At 73.0% G+C, this 20,222-nt stretch carries 17 protein-coding genes and 1 riboswitch; of the genes, 9 read left to right on the top strand and 8 right to left on the bottom strand.

Translation table 11 applies throughout. From position 1 onward, the window contains the following. Window positions 1-20: 20 nt before the first annotated feature. Window positions 21-527, bottom strand: a complete 507-nt coding sequence (locus FB453_RS12455) for a ribonuclease FAU-1 family protein (RefSeq protein WP_145790023.1) — start codon at window positions 525-527, stop codon at window positions 21-23. A 102-nt stretch (window positions 528-629) separates the two neighbouring features. Here FB453_RS12455 and FB453_RS12450 point away from each other — a divergent pair, with 102 nt between their 5' ends. Beyond that, window positions 630-2,834, top strand: a complete 2,205-nt coding sequence (locus FB453_RS12450) for an ATP-dependent DNA helicase (RefSeq protein ID WP_186718237.1) — start codon at window positions 630-632, stop codon at window positions 2,832-2,834. Between the two features lie 109 nt (window positions 2,835-2,943). On the opposite strand, the gene FB453_RS12445 is transcribed toward FB453_RS12450, so the two are convergent. After that, on the bottom strand, window positions 2,944-4,308 hold the full coding sequence (locus tag FB453_RS12445) for an AI-2E family transporter (RefSeq protein WP_486480251.1): 1,365 nt from the start codon (window positions 4,306-4,308) through the stop codon (window positions 2,944-2,946). Window positions 4,309-4,413: 105 nt separating this feature from the next. On the opposite strand from FB453_RS12445, the gene FB453_RS12440 reads away from it, so the two are divergent. Together FB453_RS12440 and FB453_RS34190 are read left to right on the top strand one after the other, a co-directional pair. Beyond that, window positions 4,414-4,752 carry a GroES family chaperonin gene (locus tag FB453_RS12440; protein ID WP_091402887.1) on the top strand — a complete coding sequence of 113 codons (339 nt, stop codon included), beginning with the start codon at window positions 4,414-4,416 and terminating at the stop codon, window positions 4,750-4,752. A gap of 93 nt (window positions 4,753-4,845) precedes the next feature. Next, the gene (locus FB453_RS34190; protein ID WP_167457715.1) at window positions 4,846-5,013 is read left to right on the top strand and encodes a hypothetical protein; all 168 of its coding nucleotides are present in this window, start codon (window positions 4,846-4,848) and stop codon (window positions 5,011-5,013) included. 83 nt (window positions 5,014-5,096) lie between these two features. Here FB453_RS34190 and FB453_RS12435 read toward each other — a convergent pair whose 3' ends face one another. Further along, window positions 5,097-6,587 (bottom strand): PrsW family intramembrane metalloprotease, encoded by a 1,491-nt coding sequence (locus FB453_RS12435; protein WP_145790016.1) that lies wholly within the window; start codon window positions 6,585-6,587, stop codon window positions 5,097-5,099. Between the two features lie 23 nt (window positions 6,588-6,610). Further along, window positions 6,611-6,731: riboswitch (SAM riboswitch) on the top strand. Between the two features lie 46 nt (window positions 6,732-6,777). On the opposite strand from FB453_RS12435, the gene FB453_RS12430 reads away from it, so the two are divergent. After that, complete coding sequence (locus FB453_RS12430) at window positions 6,778-8,037, top strand: aminotransferase class V-fold PLP-dependent enzyme (protein WP_145790014.1); 1,260 nt, start codon at window positions 6,778-6,780, stop codon at window positions 8,035-8,037. Between the two features lie 23 nt (window positions 8,038-8,060). On the opposite strand, the gene FB453_RS12425 is transcribed toward FB453_RS12430, so the two are convergent. After that, on the bottom strand, window positions 8,061-9,296 hold the full coding sequence (locus tag FB453_RS12425) for an FUSC family protein (RefSeq protein WP_112589248.1): 1,236 nt from the start codon (window positions 9,294-9,296) through the stop codon (window positions 8,061-8,063). Window positions 9,297-9,402: 106 nt separating this feature from the next. On the opposite strand from FB453_RS12425, the gene FB453_RS12420 reads away from it, so the two are divergent. Beyond that, window positions 9,403-10,059: an HD domain-containing protein gene (locus FB453_RS12420; protein ID WP_486480250.1), complete on the top strand. Its 657-nt coding sequence runs from the start codon at window positions 9,403-9,405 to the stop codon at window positions 10,057-10,059. On the opposite strand, the gene FB453_RS12415 is transcribed toward FB453_RS12420, so the two are convergent. Beyond that, window positions 10,031-10,315 carry a DUF4031 domain-containing protein gene (locus tag FB453_RS12415; RefSeq protein WP_112589230.1) on the bottom strand — a complete coding sequence of 95 codons (285 nt, stop codon included), beginning with the start codon at window positions 10,313-10,315 and terminating at the stop codon, window positions 10,031-10,033. The genes FB453_RS12420 and FB453_RS12415 overlap by 29 nt on opposite strands. A gap of 68 nt (window positions 10,316-10,383) precedes the next feature. Here FB453_RS12415 and FB453_RS12410 point away from each other — a divergent pair, with 68 nt between their 5' ends. Further along, window positions 10,384-11,784 (top strand): FAD-linked oxidase C-terminal domain-containing protein, encoded by a 1,401-nt coding sequence (locus FB453_RS12410; RefSeq protein WP_145790010.1) that lies wholly within the window; start codon window positions 10,384-10,386, stop codon window positions 11,782-11,784. Window positions 11,785-11,794: 10 nt separating this feature from the next. Here the strand turns inward: FB453_RS12410 and FB453_RS12405 are convergent, their stop codons facing one another. Together FB453_RS12405 and FB453_RS12400 are read right to left on the bottom strand one after the other, a co-directional pair. Next, a complete protein-coding gene (locus tag FB453_RS12405; protein WP_145790008.1) occupies window positions 11,795-12,331 on the bottom strand; it encodes a hypothetical protein in 537 nt (178 codons plus the stop codon). An 88-nt stretch (window positions 12,332-12,419) separates the two neighbouring features. Next, window positions 12,420-14,234, bottom strand: coding sequence for a glycerol-3-phosphate dehydrogenase/oxidase (locus FB453_RS12400; protein ID WP_145790380.1), 1,815 nt, complete (start codon window positions 14,232-14,234; stop codon window positions 12,420-12,422). A gap of 250 nt (window positions 14,235-14,484) precedes the next feature. On the opposite strand from FB453_RS12400, the gene FB453_RS12395 reads away from it, so the two are divergent. The 3 genes from FB453_RS12395 to FB453_RS12385 all read left to right on the top strand — a co-directional run bounded on the left by FB453_RS12395 (window position 14,485) and on the right by FB453_RS12385 (window position 18,378). After that, a complete protein-coding gene (locus tag FB453_RS12395; protein ID WP_145790006.1) occupies window positions 14,485-17,046 on the top strand; it encodes a S8 family serine peptidase in 2,562 nt (853 codons plus the stop codon). 69 nt (window positions 17,047-17,115) lie between these two features. Continuing rightward, window positions 17,116-18,051, top strand: coding sequence for a GNAT family N-acetyltransferase (locus FB453_RS12390; protein WP_145790004.1), 936 nt, complete (start codon window positions 17,116-17,118; stop codon window positions 18,049-18,051). Window positions 18,052-18,129: 78 nt separating this feature from the next. After that, window positions 18,130-18,378 (top strand): hypothetical protein, encoded by a 249-nt coding sequence (locus FB453_RS12385; protein WP_486480249.1) that lies wholly within the window; start codon window positions 18,130-18,132, stop codon window positions 18,376-18,378. A 56-nt stretch (window positions 18,379-18,434) separates the two neighbouring features. Here FB453_RS12385 and groL read toward each other — a convergent pair whose 3' ends face one another. Beyond that, on the bottom strand, window positions 18,435-20,057 hold the full coding sequence (groL, locus tag FB453_RS12380; RefSeq protein ID WP_088950420.1) for a chaperonin GroEL: 1,623 nt from the start codon (window positions 20,055-20,057) through the stop codon (window positions 18,435-18,437). Window positions 20,058-20,222: the final 165 nt, after the last annotated feature.

The raw sequence follows: 20,222 nt of genomic DNA, 5'->3' as shown, positions 1-20,222 counted from the left end.
GACCGGGCGGGCGGGTGGCCTCAGACCACCAGAGCCAACCACTTGCGGTACGCGGTGGCGAACGGCTCGGTGCCGTCGTCCAGCGCCCCCAACAGCCGCTGTGCCGCGGCCTCGGCCTCGGCCACCACGTCGTCCGGGTAGCCGAACCGGGCCCGGTGCTCGGCGAACTCGTCCTCGTCGAGCAGCTCCACCAGGCCGGTGGCCCGGCGCCGGACGACGTCCAGATCAAGGTCGATCAGGTGGACGGTGTCGTCGGACTCCCAGCGGGCCGGGGTCGTGATGTCGCAGTAGACCTCGCTGGTGCGGGGCGGGGGGTTGAACATGGCCGTCCACCAGGCGCGGTGTGGCACCAACAGCACGAACGGGATCTTCTCCACCGAGGGCCGGCCGTGGTAGACCGACTCGGTGCCCTCGGGCACGCCGAGCCAGATGCCGAGGTCGTCCTCGGTGAGCCGGCGGGCCGGGTAGTCGCGGTGGGCGCTGCCGTCGTACTTGCGGTAGATCACGCGGACCATGTCGCTCGGCATGATTCGCACCCTAACCGATACCACCCACGCGTCGTAGCGCGGCCGTAACCGGACGAGGTCGGCCGCGACGCCCGCCGCGGTCGGCATCGCGCCACGCGGCGGATGGGCGCTGTCGGTGTCGGCGGCGCCGGGTACCGTCGCACGGTGACTCCGCCCCGCACCGCCACTGGTTCCGCCACCCCGTCGGCCCGTGCCAAGGGCCGGCGGCGGGGTGCCCGACCCAGTGGCACCGAGCTGCTGGCGGCGGCGGTCGGCGCGGTGCCCGGCGGCGCGGAGCGCCCCGGCCAACTGCAGATGACCACGGCGATCGAGGAGTGCGTGGCCGGCGGCGAGCATCTGCTCGTGCAGGCGGGCACCGGCACCGGCAAGTCGCTGGCGTACCTCGCGCCGGCGCTCACTGTGGACGGCCCGGTGGTGGTCTCCACTGCCACCCTGGCGTTGCAGTCCCAGTTGGTCGACCACGACCTGCCCCGGCTCGCCGACGCGGTTGAGCCGGTGCTCGGCCGTCGGCCCACCTTCGCCGTGCTCAAGGGCCGCCACCACTACCTCTGCCTCGCCCGACTGGACAACTCCACCGAGGAGGAGCCGGAGGACACCCTCTTCGACGCCCCCGCGTCGCGCCCCGGCGGCGGGACGAAGTGGCTCGGTGAGGCGGGCCGGCTGGGCAAGCAGGTCGAGCGGCTGCGCGACTGGGCCGAGAAGACCGCCACCGGCGACCGGGACGAGCTGGACCCGGGCGTCGAAGACCAGGCCTGGCGGCTGGTGTCGATGCCGGCCCGCGAGTGCGTCGGCGCGGCCCGTTGCCCGTTCGGGCAGGAGTGCTTCGCCGAGGCGTCGCGGGCCCGCGCCCGGGAGGCTGACATCGTGGTGACCAACCACAGCCTGCTCGCTGTCGACATGCTCGCCGACCGGCACATCGTGCCGCCGCACAAGCTGCTCATCGTCGACGAGGCGCACGAGCTGGCCGACCGGGTCTCCTCCGCCGCGCAGGCGGAGCTGGTGCCGGAGCTGATCGACCGGACCACCCGGCGGGCCCGTACGCTGCTGCGCCCGGAGACCGCCGAGGCGCTCACCGCCGCCGGTGACGCCCTGGCGGTCGGGCTGGCCGAGGCGCCGGCCGGGCGGATCACCGCGGGGCTGCCGACGCCACTGCGGGAGGCGTGCACGCTGCTCGACGCGGCGACCCGCTCCGCCCTGGACGCGATCGGCGACATCAAGGCCGACGACCCCGACCCGGTCCGCAAGCAGCAGGCCAAGGCCGCCCTGGACGAGCTCTCCACCACCGCGCAGCGGCTACTGGAGGAGGGCGACCACGACGTGGCCTGGGTGGAGAAGAACGACAGCGGCAACCGCCGGGCACTGGTGGTCGCGCCGCTGTCGGTGGCCGGCACCCTCGCCACCCACCTGTACGACGAACGCACCGTCGTGGCCACGTCGGCGACCCTGGCGCTGGGCGGCCGGTTCGACACTGTCGCCCGCGCCCTCGGGCTGGACGCGCCACCGCCCGCCCCGCCGACCCCCGCCGCGGCCGCGCTGGCCGCCCGCACCGGCCCCGGCCGGCCGGCTGCCGAGGCGCCGGGCCGTCGCCTCGCCGGCGACGTCACACCGAACGCCCTCGTCCCGGCCACCGAGGGCCCCGGGTGGCGGTCACTCGACGTCGGTTCGCCCTTCGACTACGCCCGGCAGGGCATCCTGTACGTCGCCGCGCACCTTCCCCGCCCCAGCGTCTCCGGGCTGCCCGAGGCTGCCGGAGAGGAGCTCCTCGGGCTGGTCGAGGCGCTCGGTGGTCGTACTCTCGGGCTCTTCTCCTCCCGGCGGGCCGCGCAGCAGGCGGCGGAGCTGCTGCGCGCGCGGACCGACCTGCCGGTGTTGCTCCAGGGCGAGGAGGCGCTGCCGCTGCTGGTGCGTCGCTTCCGCGAGGAGCGCGCCAGCTGCCTGTTCGGGGTGATGTCGCTCTGGCAGGGGGTGGATGTGCCGGGTGACGCCTGCCAGCTCGTCGTCATCGACCGGCTGCCCTTCCCCCGCCCGGATGAACCGCTGGCGGCGGCCCGCGCGGCGGCGGTGGACGCGGGCGGTGGCTCCGGCTTCTCGGCGGTCAGCGTGCCGATCGCGGCGGTGAGGCTCGCTCAGGGCGTGGGCCGGCTGATCCGCGCGACCGGTGACCGGGGCGTGGTGGCGGTGCTCGACTCCCGGCTGGAGACGGCCCGAGGCTACGGGCCGTTCCTGCGTCGCTCGCTGCCCCCGTTCTGGTACACGACCCGCCCCGAGGTGGCCCGGGGCGCCCTGGAACGCCTGGCCAAGTCCTGACCCGCTTGGGCAGGACCAGGATCGCGCTACAACAGGGAAAGAGTGGTCTCACGCTGGCGGGAGACCACTCTTTCCATGATCCTGCGTGAATCCAGCGGGACGCGCGGGTCTAGGGGGCCTGGGAGGCGACGACCACGGCGTCGGGCGGGGTGTCCGGCACCCTGCGGGCGGCAAGCCGCCGGACCGCTGTGTTCAGCACCGCGATGAGCGGCACGGAGACCAGCGCGCCGGTGATCCCGGCGAGTACGACACCGGCGGCGATACCGATGATCACCGCGAGCGGGTGCAGGGCCACCGCCCGGCCCATGATCAGCGGCTGGAGCACGTGCCCCTCGATCTGCTGTACGCCGATCACCGCGCCAAGGATGATCAACGCGGTGACTGGGCCGCTGTCGACGAGGGCCACCAGGACCGCCACGCCACCGGAGAGCGCCGCACCGACGATCGGGATGAACGCGCCGAGGAAGACCAGCGCGGCCAGCGGGAAGGCGAACGGGACGTCGAAGATGACCAGGAAGATGCCGATGCCGACCGCGTCGATGAACGCGACCAGCACTGTCGCTCGGACGTACGCGCCGAGCGTGTGCCAGGAGGCACGGCCGGCGTCGTCGACCTTCCAGCGGGCGGCGACCGGCAGCAGCCGGACCAGGAAGCGCCAGATCCGGTTGCCGTCGCGCAGGAAGAAGAACGTCGCGAAGAGCACCAGCAGCGTGCCGGTCAGCACCTCGGCCAGCGTCGCCGCGGTGCTCAGCGCGCCGCTGGTGAACTTCGAGGTGTTGTCGTTGATCCAGGCCTGCGCCTCGTCGATGTAGCGGTCGAGTTGGGTGTCCGAGAGGTGCAGCGGGCCGGTCTTCAGCCAGTTCTGGATCTGCCGGACACCCTCGGACGACTTCTCGCTCAGTTCCGGTACGCCACGAATGAACTCGTTGACCACCAGCGTCAGCGTGCCGATCACCGCGACCAGGCCGCCGACCAGCACCACCGCCGTCGCCAGCGACCGGGGGAACCGGGCCCGCAGCAGCCAGCCCACCGCCGGCGCGAGCAGCGCGGAGAGCAGCAGCGCGATGGCCAGCGGGATGATCACGATCTTGATCCTGCTGACGATCATCAGCAGGGCCCAGGCCACCACGCCGATCACGATCAGTCGCCAACACCACGCTGCGGCGATCCGCAGCCCGTGCGGAACGTCGGCGTCGTCCCGACTGGCGGTGGAGCTGTGCAGGTCCACCGGGGGTTCCGCGCCGTAGACCGTCGCGCTCGACGGCGCGGTCGGCCCCGGCACGGCCGGCGACGCCACCCGGGCCGCCTCCGACGCGTCGTTCAGCGCGTCACCGGAGACGCCCTCGTCGGCGCGCGCCGACTCCTGTCGTGACTGGTAGGCGCGGCGAAGCCGCCCGCGTACCCGCTCGAAGCGGCTCAAGCGCACCTCCTGGCAGAAAACCCGGCCCGCCGACGGCGACAGGTCGGACAGCATACGTCCGTTCCCGACACCGTAGGGCGGTTGCGCCACACAATGCCCCGACCACCTCCGGCGTAACCACCGGTCGGCCACCGTCGGCCACACGGTAGCGTCTGCGACGTGACCGCCGACAACGATCTCGACGCCGGCCTGCCGATCCGCCTGCTGCACGACCGTGTGCTGGTGCGGATGGAGGGCAGTGAGGGCGAACGCCGCTCCACCGCTGGCATCGTCATTCCGGCGACCGCCGCGGTCGGCAAGCGCCTCGCCTGGGCCACAGCAGTCGGGGTGGGGCCGAACGTGCGCGCCATCGTCTCCGGCGATCGGGTGCTCTTCGACCCGGACGAGCGCTCCGAGGTCGAGCTGCACGGCCGCGGTTACGTGCTGCTGCGGGAGCGGGACGTGCACGCCGTGGCCGCCGAGCGGATCGAGAACGACTCGACCGGCCTCTACCTCTGACGCACCTCCCCCGGCCACCAGGCCCCGTCGCGCACCGTTTGCCCAGCCGCACGACGGGAAGCCATCCGGCGACCGTGGCCCTGGGGAGGGACGATGCCGGTATTCGTGAAGAAGCTGTTGACCTGGGGCAGTGTCGCGTTCCTGATCTACTTCATGGCCTTTCGGCCGGACGGCGCCGCGCAGATGTTCCGGGCGATCGGGGCCGCGCTGATCGCGATGTTCCAGGGCCTCGGTGACTTCCTCACCTCGCTGCTGGCCTGAGCCGCACTGCTGGTGGCCTGAGCCGCACTGCTGGTGGCCTGAGCCGCACTGCTGGCCTGCCGTCAGCCGCCAGGCCGTAGCTGTCAGGGGTGTGTCGGCGGCCAGGGAGACGCCGGGCGCAGGCCGGGCCAACCGGGCGGGGCGTACCCCACCGGAACCGGGGCGGGAGCCAGCACCACCGGGATCGGCACCACCGGCTCGTCCGGCGCCTCCACCGCGCGCTGGGTGCCGTCCGGGAAGCGCAGGTGGTAGCGGCTGCCGTCCCAGACCCCCGCCGGAGCCTGCGGGTCCCGACCCACGAAGAACGACCGGTACGCGGTGATAGCGTCCAGCAACTCCCGCTCCTCGCGGGCGGTCCGCTCCTGGTCGGCGGGTTTGCGGTCCAGGCCGCGCAGCGCCCCGTCGCGCAGCAGGGCCAGCCGGGTCGCGGCGGACTGGTAACCCCGCATCGCCCGCACCCCGGCGTCGCCGGCCACCCGCCGCGCCCAACTGCGGGCGGCGTGCCGCCGGCCGAGACCGCTCAGGGCGGCCACCTCGGGCGGGCTGAGCCAGCCGGCGCGAACGTAGTCGGGCAGGACCCGCTCGGTGAGCCGCCCCTCCCAGGCGCGCAGCCACAGGGCCAGCCCCACGGTGCCGAAGAAGACCGGCACCATGAGGCCCAGGAAGCCGTACAGCATGATCATGGCCTCGCCGGTGGCCTGGGTCAGCGTGGGCAGCAGGTTCCACGTGCCGTGCAGCATCATCGCCAGCAGCAGGCCGGCGATCGGGGCGAGCACCCGGATGCGCCGGTCGGCCGTCCGGGAGGCGATACCCAGGCCCACACCGGTCATCGAGGTGAAAAGGGGATGGGCGAACCCGAACAGCAGAATCCGCAGAATGAAGATCGCGATGACCTGCTGGATGCCGGTGGCCGGGCCGTACCGGTCGGCGCCGGACGCGTACCCCAACCCGCCCAGGTAGAGGATGTTCTCCACCATCGCGAAGCCGACCGCGGAGAGCCCGCAGTAGACCAGGCCGTCGGTGATCCCGGACCACTCGCGGCGGCGGAACACCAGCAGCAGGATCGGGCCCAGTGCCTTGGTCAGCTCCTCGATGAACGGCGCCACCAGCACCCCGGTGAGCGCGGACGGCAGGCCCCAGTCGGCGAAGCGGTTGGCCGCGAAGTCGTTGACCGTGAGCGAGGCGGCGGTGGAGACGAACGCCCCCCAGGCGAAGCAGAAGATCAGATACTTCAACGGCTCTGGTTCGTACCGGTCCAGCCAGAGGAAGCAGGCGACCAGCACCGGCACCGGCAGGATGGCGGCGACCACCCCGATCAGCAGGGCCTGCACACCGAGCGACTGGCCGAGCGTGAAGACCATGAAGACCGCGCACGCCGCGATCAACAGCACCACCCCGGCCAGCACCAGGAACCGCCGCCAGCCCAGTCGGCGCAGCGGCATCCGGGGCGTCTCACCCGTGGGCGGGACGGCGGGCGCAGGCGGGGCGGCGGGCGACGGCGGCAATGGTGAACCGGGCGGGGTGTCGGCCATGCGGTCAGCGTAGCCATCCGCCGCCGGCTGGTTCGGGCGCATCGGCAGCCGCTATGCTGCCGGCAGGTCACGAGTGCCAGCGTTCAGCCCCGGCTTGCTGGCCGGCAACCCTCGTCGAGTTCGCGGTGGGGTGCCCCGGGTGATGACCGGGCCCAGCCCGATCGGTGTGCTGGGCAAGCGCGGACCCCGTCCCGATGTCGCACCCGGGGTCCCTGACCCCGGAGGTTCCGGCGTGTCCGTCACTCTCGTCCCCTCGCTGCCCAGCCTGCCCACCGTGCCGTCCGCGCCGCTCGACGTTCTCGGCGTGCCCGGCGAGATCAACCTGGACTACGCGGCCAGTGCGCCGTGCGCCCGGGCCGCCGCCGACGCGGTGGCCGAGCTGCTGCCCTGGTACGCCAGCGTGCATCGCGGAGCGGGAGCGCTGTCGCGGCGCTGCACCCTCGCGTACGAGCAGGCCCGGCAGACGATCGGCGACTTCTTCGGCGTCCGCGCCGACGATCATGTGATCTTCACCCGCAACACCACTGACGCGCTCAACCTGCTGGCGCGGGCCGTGCCAGCCGGCACGACGGTGGTCACCAACGCCTCCGAACACCATGCCAACCTGCTGCCCTGGCCGCGCGGGTCGGTGCGCCTTCCGGTGCCCAGCGACCCCGACGGGGCGGTACGCGATCTCGCCGCCGCCCTCACCGAGCTGCGCCGGGGCAGCAGCCCGGCGCTGCCGGTGCTGGTCGCGGTGACCGGTGCGAGCAACGTGACCGGTGAGCGGTGGCCGGTCGCCGAACTGGCGCGGGTGGCCCACCGGCACGGTGCCCGGATCGTGCTCGACGCCGCGCAGCTCGCCCCGCACGCCCCGGTCGACCTGCTCGCGCTCGACGTCGACTACCTGGCCGTGTCCGGCCACAAGCTGTACGCGCCGTTCGGCACGGGAGTGCTGATCGGTCGGGCCGACTGGCTGGACGCCGCCCCGCCCTACCTTGCCGGCGGTGGCGCCACCAGCCACGTCGGGCCAGCCACCCACGACGTGACCTGGGCGACCGGCCCGGCCCGACACGAGGGCGGCACCCCGAACCTGCTCGGAGCGGTCGCGCTGGCGGCGGTGTGCAAGGCCCTCGACGAGGCGGACCGGGGCGCGCTGGCCGCCCACGAGCAGGCCCTGCTGGACCGGCTACGGACCGGCCTCGCCGCCCTGCCGCACGTCGTCGAGCTGCGCACCTTCGGCCCGGACGCGCCCCGGGTCGGCATCGTCTCGTTCGTGGTGGCCGGATGGGACTCCACCGAGGTGGCCACGCGGCTGGCCGCCGAGCACCACATCGGCGTACGGGACGGGTTGTTCTGCGCCCACCCGCTGGCCCGGCGGCTGCTCGGCGAGGCGGCGGCGCGTACCGGCCGGCGGGACCTGCCGCCCACCGCGCTGCGTGCCAGCATCGGGCTGGGCAGCACGGCCGCTCAGGTGGACCGGCTGCTCGCGGCGCTGGCCGAGCTGGGCTGAGGCCCGCCCGGCGGTCGCCCCGCTCAGCCGACCGGCGGGGCGGTGGGTGGCTTCGGTGTCTCGCCGGGCTCCGCGGGCTCACCGACCGGGCGCTCCTGCTCCCCGAAGGCGGTGCGGATCCACCGGTTCGCCTCCTCCTGCTCGATCCCGGAGGCGACCAGCAGGTCGCTCGCGGTGGTGCGGATCTGGGCGATCACCACGCTGCCGGAGAAGCCCACCCCGGCGCCGTACGCCCGGCCGGCCTCGCTGACCGCCCGCAGCGACCGCTCCCGGGCCTTCTCCGGCTCCTCACCGGCGGCGAACTCGTGCTTGAGCAGCCGGACCGACTCGGCGAGGTGGCCGATCGCGTCCGGCATCGGATCGGGCACCGGTTCCTCGTCCTCGACCAGCGTGACGGACCGGCGGATCAGCGTGCCGCTGTTGCGCATCGCCCGGTCGATGGGGTCGGCCGCCTCGGCGTAGTGGGTCAGTTCGTCGCGGCGGTGCCACCGGGCCGGGGAGAGGGTGGCGGTCTCCTTCGCCCCCTCGATGGCCTCGCCCAGCGTGGCCAACTCCTCCTTGTTGTTGCGCAGCCTCTCCAGCGCGCCCTGGATGGCGGCGCGGTCCCGATTGCGCAGCCCGTCGGCGGTGGCGTCGAGTTGGGCGGCGAGCAGGTCCAGGGCGGGGCGGGCCGCCCGGTTGATCACTCGGAGCGGGTTCAGTGGCAGCAGCACCGCCGTGACCAGCAGTGCGATCCCACCGCCGAGGAAGGCGTCGACGAAGCGCGGGATCTCCAGGTTCTGGGTCGACGGGCTCAGCGTCACGATCAGCACCGCCGTGGCCGCCGCCTGGATGACGATGGCCACACTCGCTCCGGCGAAGATGGTGAGCAGGATCGCCACGGTGACCACCAGGCCGAGCTGCCACGCCCCGGTGCCGAGCAGGTAGATCAGGAGGTCGCCGACGGCCACTCCGACCCCCACCCCGACGATCAACTCCACCGTCCGGCGGAACCGCTGGCCGACCGACGCGGCCAGGGTGCCGACCGCGGAGATCGGCGCGAAGACCGGTTGCGGGTTGCCGAGCAGCTTGTGCGAGATCAGGTACGCGAGCCCGGCAGCCAGCCCGGCCTGCACAGCGAGTCCGCCGGCCATCCGTACCCGGTGCAGCCGGTCGTGCAGAGTGGCGCGGCTGCGGTGGCGCAGCTGTTCGGTGGCCTCGGCGATCCGCGCGCCGTCGATGTCCACCAACCCGTCGCGCAGCGCGGTACGTCGCACCATCGGAGGTCGCTTGTCCCGGGCCACGGCCATGGGCGCGACTACCCGTGGTGGCCCCGCTGAATCCTCCCTTCCCGCGCGTCGCGGGCGGATGCGGCAGACTCGGGCGGTGGCTGATCTGTTGGACCGGTGGCGGGCGGCGGCCCGGGGTGCCGGCGCGAGCCCCGATCCGGATACGACCAGGGCCGGAGAGCAGGTGATCGCCCGGTGGCGGGAGCCGCACCGGCACTACCACACGCTGGCCCACCTGACGGCTGTACTCGATGTGGTGGACCAGCACGCCGACCTGGCCACTCGGGCCGACGCGGTCCGGCTGGCGGCCTGGTTCCACGACGCGGTCTACGACCCCCGGGCCGCCGGCGACGCCAACGAACGGGACAGCGCCGCGCTGGCCGAGAGCGTGCTCACCGGGCTCGGGGTGCCGGTGCCCACCGTGACCGAGGTGCGTCGGCTGGTGCTGCTCACCGCCGGGCACACTGTGGCACCGGGCGACCGGGACGGCGCGCTGCTCTGCGACGCGGACCTGGCCGTACTGGCCGCGCCGCCGGCCAACTACGAGCGTTACGCGGCGGCGATCCGCCGGGAGTACGCCCATGTGCCGGAGCCGGCCTTCCGGGCTGGACGGGCTGCCGTGTTGACCGGCCTGCTGGCGCTGCCCGCGCTGTTCCGGTCGCCACCGCTGGCGAGCCGGTGGGAAGAGCCCGCCCGGGACAATGTGCGCCGCGAGCTGGCCGCCCTCACCGGGGAGCCGGAGAACGCGGGTTGACCAGGTGCTTCGGCCGACGCAGGTCGGCGGCGCGGAGCAACCGGACCAGCTCCCGGCTCGGCACCACCTGGGCACCGAGCCACACCGCCGCCGCGAACCGGTCGGCCGGAATGTCGTAGTGGTCCCGGTCGAAGCCGCGCCGGGGCGCGCCGAGCGTCTCGGCGAAGGCGTGCAGCTCGGCGTACGAGACGTCGCTGATCAGGTGCGACCAGAGCCGACCGCGCCACGGCCAGGCCGGCCGGTCCAGGTAGAGCATGGTGCCCAAGTTATCCCGCCCAGTCGATCATGTTGATGATCGCCGGTCGGCGACCTAGCCTCGGCTGCATGGCCCCCACCGCGCTCCTCGACGACCTGCGCGCCGCGCTCGGTGACGACGCCGTGCTCACCGACCCGGACCTGCTGCGCATGCACCAGCGGGACGAGGCCGACCTGTGCGCCGCCGGCGTCCCGCTGGTGGTGACCCGCCCGCGCGACACCGAGCAGGTGGTGGCCGTGATCCAGGCGGCCGCGCGGCACGGCGTACCGGTGGTGCCGCAGGGGGCGCGGACCGGGCTGGCCGGCGCGGCGAACGCGGTGGACGGCGCGGTGGTGCTCAGCACCGTCGCGATGAACGAGATCCGGGAGATCGACCCGGTGAGCCGGATCGCGGTGGTCCAGCCGGGGGTGGTCAACGCGGCGCTGGCCGGGGCGGTGGCCAGACAGGGCCTCTGGTACCCGCCGGACCCCGGCTCCTGGGAGTCGTCCACCATCGGCGGCAACGTGGCCACCAACGCCGGCGGCATGTGCTGTGTGAAGTACGGAGTGACCACCGAGTACGTGCTCGGCCTGGAGGTGGTGCTCGCCTCCGGTGAGGTGCTGCGCACCGGCCGGCGTACGGCCAAGGGGGTGGCCGGCTACGACCTGACCCGGCTGTTCGTCGGTTCGGAGGGCACCCTCGGCGTGATCACTGAGGTGACATTGGCGCTGCGGCCCGCCCCGGCCGACTCGCTGACCCTGGTGGCGGTCTTCGGATCCACCGCCACGGCCGGCGCGGCGGTGGCGGAGATCGCGGCTCGCGGGCTCACCCCCAGCCTGCTGGAGTTGCTGGACCAGACCCATCTGCGGGCGATCGAGGCGTACCAGCCGATGGGGTTACGGACCGACGCGCAGGCCCTGTTGCTGGCCGCCGCCGACACCGGCTCCCGGGCGGCGGACGACCTGGCCGTGCTGGCCGAGGTGTGCGAGGCCGTCGGCGCCGACGAGGTCTACGCGGCCACCGACGCGGTGGAGGCGGCGGCGCTGCTCCAGGCTCGCCGGCTGGCCCACCCGGCCATGGAGAAGTTCGCGGCGGACGCCTACCCGGGCGGCAACGGCGGTCTGGTGATTGACGACGTGGCAGTGCCGCGCGGCGCGCTCGCCGCGCTCCTGGACGGGGTCGCCCGGATCGCGGCCGAGTGCGAGGTGCCGATCGGCGTGGTGGGGCACGCCGGGGACGGCAACATGCACCCGAACATCGTGGTCGACCGGGCCGACCCGGCGAGCGTGGAGCGGGGTCGGCGGGCCTTCGACGAGATCATGCGGCTCGGCCTGGATCTGGGCGGCACGTGCACCGGGGAGCACGGGGTGGGGCTGCTCAAGCGGGACTGGCTGGCCCGGGAGATCGGGCCGGTCGGTGTCCGGGTGCATCAGGCGATCAAGTCGGCGCTCGACCCGGCTGGCCTGCTCAACCCGGGCAAGGTGCTGTGACCGGCTGCGGTCAGCCCTTGACCTCGGCCGGGGTCGCCTGGGTGAGCAGCAGCAGGATCTCCCCGGCGACCGGCGTGAGCTCCTCACCCGGGCAGTCCTGCGAGGTGATCAGCCCGGTCGAGGTGATGAGGCTGGACGTCAGCGCGTCGATGCAGGTTGTCCGGTACCGCCGGGCCTGATCGGTCTCGTCGGCCAGCGCCGGGTTGGCGAGCAGCACCTGGAGCCGTTCGGTCAGCTCCGGTGCGAGGGTGCCCCGGGAGGTCACGCCGTCGCCGGCGCAGTCGACGCACTGCCACGCGCCGTTCCGCTCAACGCTCAGGGTGCGCATCGGCCCGTCTTCGCCGAGCCGCTGGAGCAGGCTGACCTGACCAGCGGCGACAGTGGTGGGGATCTCCAGCTGCGAGCTGCCGCCCGCCGTTCCAGCGGTCGGTTGCGCCACCGGGGTGCGCGGCTTGTCTCCGTCGAAGAGGGAGCACCCGGTCAGGGCGCCGACGAGCGCGACGGCGAGCAGGGGTAAGAGCAGACGAGGGCGCGCGCGGGGTAGCACGCGCGGAAACCTACCCCACCGTAGGTAGCGTTCGAAACCACCATCCGGGCCGGTATCGATGGTTACCCATCGGTAACGTCGCAATTCGTCATCGAGCGGACGAGCGCAGCTCCGCCTGATCGTCGTCACCCCGGTCGGCCGCGTAACCCCGGACGTCCGGAGCACCGAGGCGGGCCGCGTCAGCCGCCGCGTCGTCCGGCATCAACTGGGACTGCCGCTCCGCCTCGACCCGGGCCCGGTAGTGCTCGACCTCGCGTGCCCGGGTGGCCGCGTCCCAACCGAGCACCGCCCCCATCAACTCGGCGGTGTGCTCCGCCGACTCCAGCCCCCGGTGGCTGGTCTCGAACGAGATCCGGGTCCGCCGGGTCAGCACGTCCTCCAGGTGCAACGCGCCCTCGGCCCGTGCCGCGTAGGCGACCTCCGCCGCCAGATACTCCGGAGCACCAGCCAGCGGAGACGCCAGCAGAGGATCAGCGTCGACAAGCGCCAGCAGGTCCAGGGTGAGGGTGCCGTAGCGCTCCAGAAGGTGCTCCACCACGCCCACCGGCACGGCGTGCCGGCGCGCCAGGTCAGCCCGGTCCCGCCACATGGCCGGGTACCCGTCGGCGCCGAGCAGCGGCAGGTCGGCCGTACGCGACGAGCGGGCGCCGCCGAGCCGGCGAGCGGCCCGGTCGACCACGTCGGACGCCATCACCCGGTACGTCGTGTACTTGCCGCCGGCGACCAGCAGCAGCCCGAGCATCGGCTCGAAGACCGCGTGCTCCCGGGAGAGCTTCGAGGTCGAGTCGGCCTCGCCGGCCAGCAGCGGCCGCAGCCCGGCGTACACCCCCTCGATGTCGGCGGTGGTGAGCGGCCGCTCCAGCACGGTGTTCACCTGCTGGAGGAGGTAGTCGATGTCGCGGGCCGAGGCGGCCGGGTGGGAACGGTCCAGCCGCCAGTCGGTGTCAGTGGTGCCGATGATCCAGTGCCCGCCCCAGGGGATGACGAAGAGCACCGAACTCGCCGTACGCAGGATGAGCCCCGTCTCGCCGGTGATCGCCGAGCGGGGCACCACCAGGTGCACCCCCTTGGAGGCGCGCACCCGGACGCCGGGCCGCAGGCCAACGTCGTTGAGCATCCGGGACATGTCGTCGCTCCACACGCCGGTGGCGGCGATGACGGTGCGGGCCTGCACCTCGAACTCCGCATCCGGCGAGCCCGGCGGCGCCTCCAGGTCCCGGACGCGGACGCCGGTCACCTCGCGCGCCTGCCGGATCAACCCGACGGCGCGGGCACTGCTCACCACCGTCGCGCCGAGGCTGGCCGCGGTGCGGGCCAGGGTGACCACCAGCCGGGCGTCGTCGACCTGTCCGTCGTAGTACCGGATCGCTCCGGCCAGCGCGTCGGCCCGCAGACTAGGGAAGATCCGCCGGGCACCCTCCCGGGTCAGGTGACGGTGCAGGGGCATGCCCCGGCCACCGCCGAAGATCCCGGCGAAGGCGTCGTACGCGGCCACGCCGGCTCCGTAGTACGAGCGGCGGAAGACCCGGGCCGGCAGGTCCCGCAGGCCCCGCCCGGCCGGCAGCGGCACCATGATCGGCACCGGGCGCACCAGGTGCGGCGCGAGCCGGGTGGCCAGCAGGCCGCGCTCGGTGAGCGCCTCGTGGACCAGGTGGAACTCCAACTGCTCCAGATAACGCAGGCCACCGTGGATGAGTTTGCTGGACCGGCTGGAGGTCCCGGCGGCAAGGTCACGCGCCTCGACCAGCGCCACCTTCAGGCCACGGGACGCCGCGTCCAGTGCGGCACCGGCTCCGGTCACCCCGCCCCCGATGACCAGCACGTCGAAGCGCTCGGCACGCAGTCGACGCAGGTCGGACGCACGGCGGACCGGTGAGAGCTGACCGGCGACGGATCGGGAGATATTGGGGTCGCGCACCTGTCCACCGTAACCGTCGAGCAACCGTGTCGACATTCGCCGCCCGGCCCGCACCGCGCGCACCTGCTCCGAAGCGCACGACACGTCCCGCCACCCGATCGAGGCCCACCGATCGGAGATCTTGGACAGTTTCCGTCATCGCCTGACGGAAACTGTCCAGGATCTGCACGGTTCTTCGAGCCCCGGAACCCGACGGTCGGGTTGAAACCCTTCGTCGTAGTCGTAAGGTTCTCGGATGCAAGGTCAACCTGCGCACCCCGGCTTGAGCGACCGCAGTTCCCCGTGGCCGGTGGTCGCGGCCGTGCTGGTCGGCGCCTGGACGGTTGCGGTCGCAGTGGGCACCCAGACCGGTGGCTGGCTCACCGATCAGGTGCTGCTGGGCTTCGGACGGGACCGGCTCGGCTGGCTCTGGCCGGTGCTCGGCCTGGCCACCGTCGTGCTTGCCGGCACGCCCGCCCTGCTGCTGGCCCTCCTGCCCCGATCGGGCGCGGTCCGGGCCACCGGGCGGGCCTGGTTGATCGGGGCACTCGCGCTCGGCGTGCTCACACTGCTGCGGGTCGTGCCGCCGGTGCACCATGAGGCGTACCTCGCCGCGCTGGCCAGCGCGGCGATGCTCTGCGCGCTCGCCGTGCGCTGGTCGGCGCGCCGGTGGGCGTACCCCGGGCTGGTTGGCCCGGTCGGCGGTCCGGCACCCACCGGAGACGGCGACGCGACACGGCCCGAGGCCACCGGGAACGGCGACGCCATGCGGCCCGAGGTCAACGCGGAGCCGGTCGGACGGCGCGTGCGCCGATCCGGCCCGGTGCCGTTGCTCGCGGTCGCCGCCGGGTTGGCGCTGCTACTGCCGTGGGCCTGGCTGGGCGCGCTCGGCGGTCTCCTGGAGACCGCGCTCGCGCTGCTGGCGGCCGCCGCGCTCGGGGTGCTGGCCGCGACTCTGCTGGACGCCCCCTTCTGGTCCCCGTTCGCGGTTGGGCGACCGCCCCGGCCGGCTCGGCTGGTGCTGGTCGGCGGCCTGGTCGCCGGGGTGGCGCTGCTGCTGCTCGCGGCCGGAACCGGGCAGTCCGGCGCGCAGTTGCCCGCCCTGCTGACACTGCCGCCGGTGGGTTTCGCGCTGGCCGCGCTCTGGGCCGCGACCTGGCGGCCCACCGCCGACCCGGCCACCGCCGACCCGGCCGCCGCCGACCCGGCCGAGGCCATCCGCGCCGGCCGAACGGCGACCGGCTGGCTCGTGGGCCTGGCCGCGCTCGGTCCGCTGGCCTTCACCGACCCGGAGGAGATCAGCCTGCTGCTGGTCGGCGCCCGGGACATCCCGTTCTGGGTGGCGGCCGCCGCCGGCGTCGGGCTCGCCGTCGCGGTAGTGGTCGCCATCGGGTACGCGGTGCTGCTCGCCCGGCCGACGGCACGCACCCCGAACAGGCGGGTCGCCGCGGTGGCGGCCGTGGTGCTGCTGGTGGCCTTCGGGGTGGTCGACCTCGGCCCCGGCCAGCCGGGCCTGTACGGCGAACGGCTGTTCGTGGTGCTGCGTACGCAGGCCAACCTGAGCGATCTTCCGGCCGCCGCGCCGGGTCGGGCCGGACGGGACGCCCGCGCGGCGGAGGTCTACCGGCGGCTGGTGACGACCGCCGAGCAGAGCCAGAGCGACCTGCTCCGGGGGTTGAACCGGCTGCGTCTCGACCCGGTGTCGTACTACCTGGTCAACGCGGTCGAGGTGGACGGCGGCCCGGCGGTGCGGGCCTGGCTCGCCCGCCGACCGGAGGTGGCGAGGGTGCTGGTCAGCCAGCGCCTGCGACCGCTGCCGGCCCCGGCCGGGCAGAACCGGGGCACCGCACCCAGGCCCACCGGCCCGGAGTGGAACATCAGCCAGATCGGAGCCGACCGGGTGTGGTCCCAACTCCGGGTAACCGGCACGGGCATCGTGGTCGGCAGTTCCGATTCGGGGGTGGACGGCACCCATCCGGCGCTACGAGCCGGGTTCCGTGGTGGGGACGACTCCTGGTACGACCCGTGGGACGACACCCGGAGCCCGACCGACCAGGGCGGGCACGGCACCCACACGGTGGGCAGCGCGGTCGGGCGGGACGGCATCGGGGTGGCACCGGACGCGCAGTGGGTGGGCTGCGTCAACCTGGACCGCAACCTGGGCAGCCCCGCGCACTACCTGGACTGTCTCCAGTTCATGTTGGCGCCCTTCCCTGCCGGCGGCGACCCGTTCACCGACGGCCGTCCGGAGCGCGCCCCCCAGGTGCTGACCAACTCGTGGGGCTGCCCGCCCATCGAGGGTTGCGACCAACGCGTTCTGCGGCCGGCCACCGCCGCCCTCGACGCCGCCGGGATCTTCGTGGTCGCCGCGGCCGGCAACACCGGCCCGTGGTGCGCGTCGATCGACGATCCGCCCGCCCCGTACCCGGACGTGCTGACTGTGGGTGCGGTGGACTCTCAGCGGCGGGTCGCCGAGTTCTCCTCCCGGGGGCCGGTGCCGGGCGGCTCGGGTAAACCGGACGTGCTGGCACCGGGGGTGGGTGTGGTGTCGGCCATGCCGGGCGGCACGTACGCCGCGCTGGACGGCACGTCGATGGCGACCCCGCAGGTGGCGGGGGTGGTCGCGCTGATGTGGTCGGCGAACCCGGCGCTGGTCGGTGACGTGACCCGGACCCGGCAGATCCTTCGGGACACCGCCACGGCGGCGACGCCCACCTATCGCTCCGACAGCCCCTCCGACGCCTGCGGTGCCCCGTCGAACGTCACCGGCGCCGGCCAGGTCGACGCCTACGCCGCCGTTCGCGCCGCCCAGCAATAGGCAGGTTTCCTTCCTGGAGCACTGAGCCGAGGGTGCGGCTCGGCAGCCGGTGATTTAGGGTCGGCGACCATGGACGCCGAGATCACCGTCACCGAGCTGACCGCCGACCTGGTCACCAACGTCGTACAGCTCTGCCAGCAGGCTCTCGACCTGCCCGAGGACTCCGCCGAGGCGGCCTCCATCGTGGACGTGCTCTGGACCCGGGCCACCACCGACCGGCCGGTCGTCGGGCTGGGCGCGTACCGAGGCGCGGACCTGGTGGGGGTGCTGATCTGCTCGGTGTCGTCGGCCGAGCCGGGGATCGGGCACGTGGACCTGGTAGCGGTCCTTCCGGATCAACGGCGTCGGGGCGTCGGCCGGGCACTGCTCCAGCGGGCCGAACAGGTGCTCGCCGAGCGTGGGGCGACCGAGGTGCTGCTGGCCGGAAATCCGCCGTACTACGCGTGGCCGGGAATCGACGTCCGCTACACGCCGGCGGTCTGCGCCGCCCTCGCGCTCGGCTACCAGCAGGACCGGACCGCCTGGAACATGACAGCGGACCTGTCGTACGACGGGTCGCCGGCACTGCGGTCCACCGAGGCGACGGAACGGCGGCTGGCGGACCAGGGCGTCACCGTACGCCGGGCGGAGCCGGCTGACCTTCCGGCGCTGACCGCCTTCGCCCGGTCCACCTTCGGCGGAACGTGGGACGGCGAGCTGGCCGGGTCGGTGGGGCGCGCCGACGCCGGTTGCCACCTGGCGGAGCGGGACGGCGAGGTGCTCGGCTTCGCCGCGTACGGGTCGTCCCGGCCGAGTTGGTTCGGGCCGATGGGCACCGCCCCGGCCGCGGAGGGGTCGGGCATCGGTGGGGTGCTGCTGCGGCGCTGCCTGCGCGACCAGCGGGCAGTAGGGCTGGATCGGGCACAGATCGGCTGGGTGGGACCGGTGCCGTTCTACTCAGGCAGCGCGGGAGCACGGATCGAGCGGGTGTTCTTCCTGTACCGACGTACCCTGCCCAGGGGATAACCGGGGCAAACAGGACTTTGATCCATTCGCCCGCATCGGCCATCGACGCCCCCTACCGTTTCGGTAGAGGAGGCAGCCATGACCACGGATGACAACCAGACCGAGGACGGCCGGCCGATCACCTGGAAACCGGTAGGTGAACTCCCCGGCCAACTGCCGTTCGACCGGCTCGACTACGGCGACGCCGAGCAACTGGCCGAGATGACCACCGACGGCGAGCCTTCGGTGACCGAGGAACCGCAGGAGATGGTGGACGCGCCGATCAAACTGCCTCCGCCGTACAACCGGACACAGAAACGGCGCAACCAGCGCCCACTACCGACCTGACGACGAACGGGGCGGACCGCGTCAGCGGCCCGCCCCGTTCGGTGTCGGAACTGGACTCAGAAGTCCATGTCCCCGCCACCCGGGCCAGCCGGGGCAGCCGGGTTCTTCTCCGGCTTGTCCGCGACAACGGCCTCGGTGGTGAGGAAGAGCGCCGCGATGGAAGCGGCGTTCTGCAGCGCCGAGCGCGTCACCTTGGCCGGGTCGATGATGCCCGCGGCCAGCAGGTCGACGTACTCGCCGTTGGCGGCGTTCAGACCGTGACCCGCTTCGAGGTTACGGACCTTCTCCACCACGACGCCGCCCTCAAGGCCGGCGTTGACGGCGATCTGCCGCAGCGGGGCGTCCAGCGCGACCTTGACGATGTTCGCACCGGTCGCCTCGTCGCCGACCAGGTCGAGCTTGTCGAAGGCGGTCTTGCCGGCCTGCACCAGCGCGACGCCACCACCCGGGACGATGCCCTCCTCGACGGCGGCCTTCGCGTTGCGAACGGCGTCCTCGATGCGGTGCTTGCGCTCCTTGAGCTCGACCTCGGTGGCCGCGCCGACCTTGATCACCGCAACGCCGCCGGCCAGCTTGGCCAGCCGCTCCTGCAGCTTCTCCCGGTCGTAGTCGGAGTCGCTCTTGTCGATCTCGGCCCGGATCTGGTTGACCCGGCCCTGGATCTGCTCGGCGTCACCGGCACCGTCGACGATGGTGGTCTCGTCCTTGGTCACCACGACCTTGCGGGCGCGGCCCAGCATGTCGAGGCTGGCGGCGTCGAGCTTGAGGCCGACCTCCTCGCTGATGACCTGGCCACCGGCGAGGATGGCGATGTCGGTCAGCATGGCCTTGCGGCGGTCACCGAAGCCCGGCGCCTTGACGGCGACCGACTTGAAGGTGCCACGGACCTTGTTGACCACCAGGGTGGCGAGGGCCTCGCCCTCCAGGTCCTCGGCGATGATCAGCAGCGGCTTGCCCGACTGCATGACCTTCTCCAGGATCGGGAGCAGGTCCTTCACCGACGAGATCTTGCTGTTGGCGATCAGGATGTACGGGTCGTCGAAGACGGCCTCCATACGCTCCGGGTCGGTCATGAAGTAGGCCGAGATGTAGCCCTTGTCGAAGCGCATACCCTCGGTGAGCTCCAGCTCCAGCCCGAAGGTGTTGCTCTCCTCGACGGTGATGACGCCTTCCTTGCCGACCTTGTCCATCGCCTCGGCGATGATCTCGCCGACGGTGCTGTCGCCAGCGGAGATGGAGGCGGTGGAGGCGATCTGCTCCTTGGTCTCGACGTCCTTGGCGAGCTTGGACAGCTCCTCCGAGACGCTCGCGACCGCGGCCTCGATGCCCCGCTTCAGGGCCATCGGGTTGGCGCCAGCGGCCACGTTGCGCAGGCCCTCGCGAACCAGGGCCTGGGCCAGGACGGTCGCCGTCGTCGTGCCGTCACCGGCGACGTCGTCGGTCTTCTTGGCGACCTCCTTGACCAGCTCAGCGCCGATCTTCTCGTACGGGTCCTCGAGCTCGATCTCCTTGGCGATGCTCACACCATCGTTGGTGATGGTGGGGGCACCCCACTTCTTCTCGAGCACGACGTTGCGGCCCTTGGGGCCGAGGGTCACCTTTACGGCGTCGGCGAGCTGGTTCATGCCCCGCTCGAGGCCGCGGCGCGCCTCTTCGTCGAACGCGATCATCTTGGCCATACGGTGTTGTCCTCCTGGACACTCACGGGCCACCCGAGATGTGTGCCCCGGATAGACCGTTTGGTGTGCGCACCTTGGGACGTCGCCACCTGGCGACGACGACGTCCTTCGGTCGGGCCGGATAGCCCGCGACGACCGGCCATGTGCCGCCCCGGCGTCTCCACG

It is taken from the genome of Micromonospora sp. CNZ322, assembly GCF_007827755.1.
The sequence above is the reverse complement of the archived record's forward strand: the minus strand, read 5'-3'. Positions and strand labels throughout refer to the sequence as shown.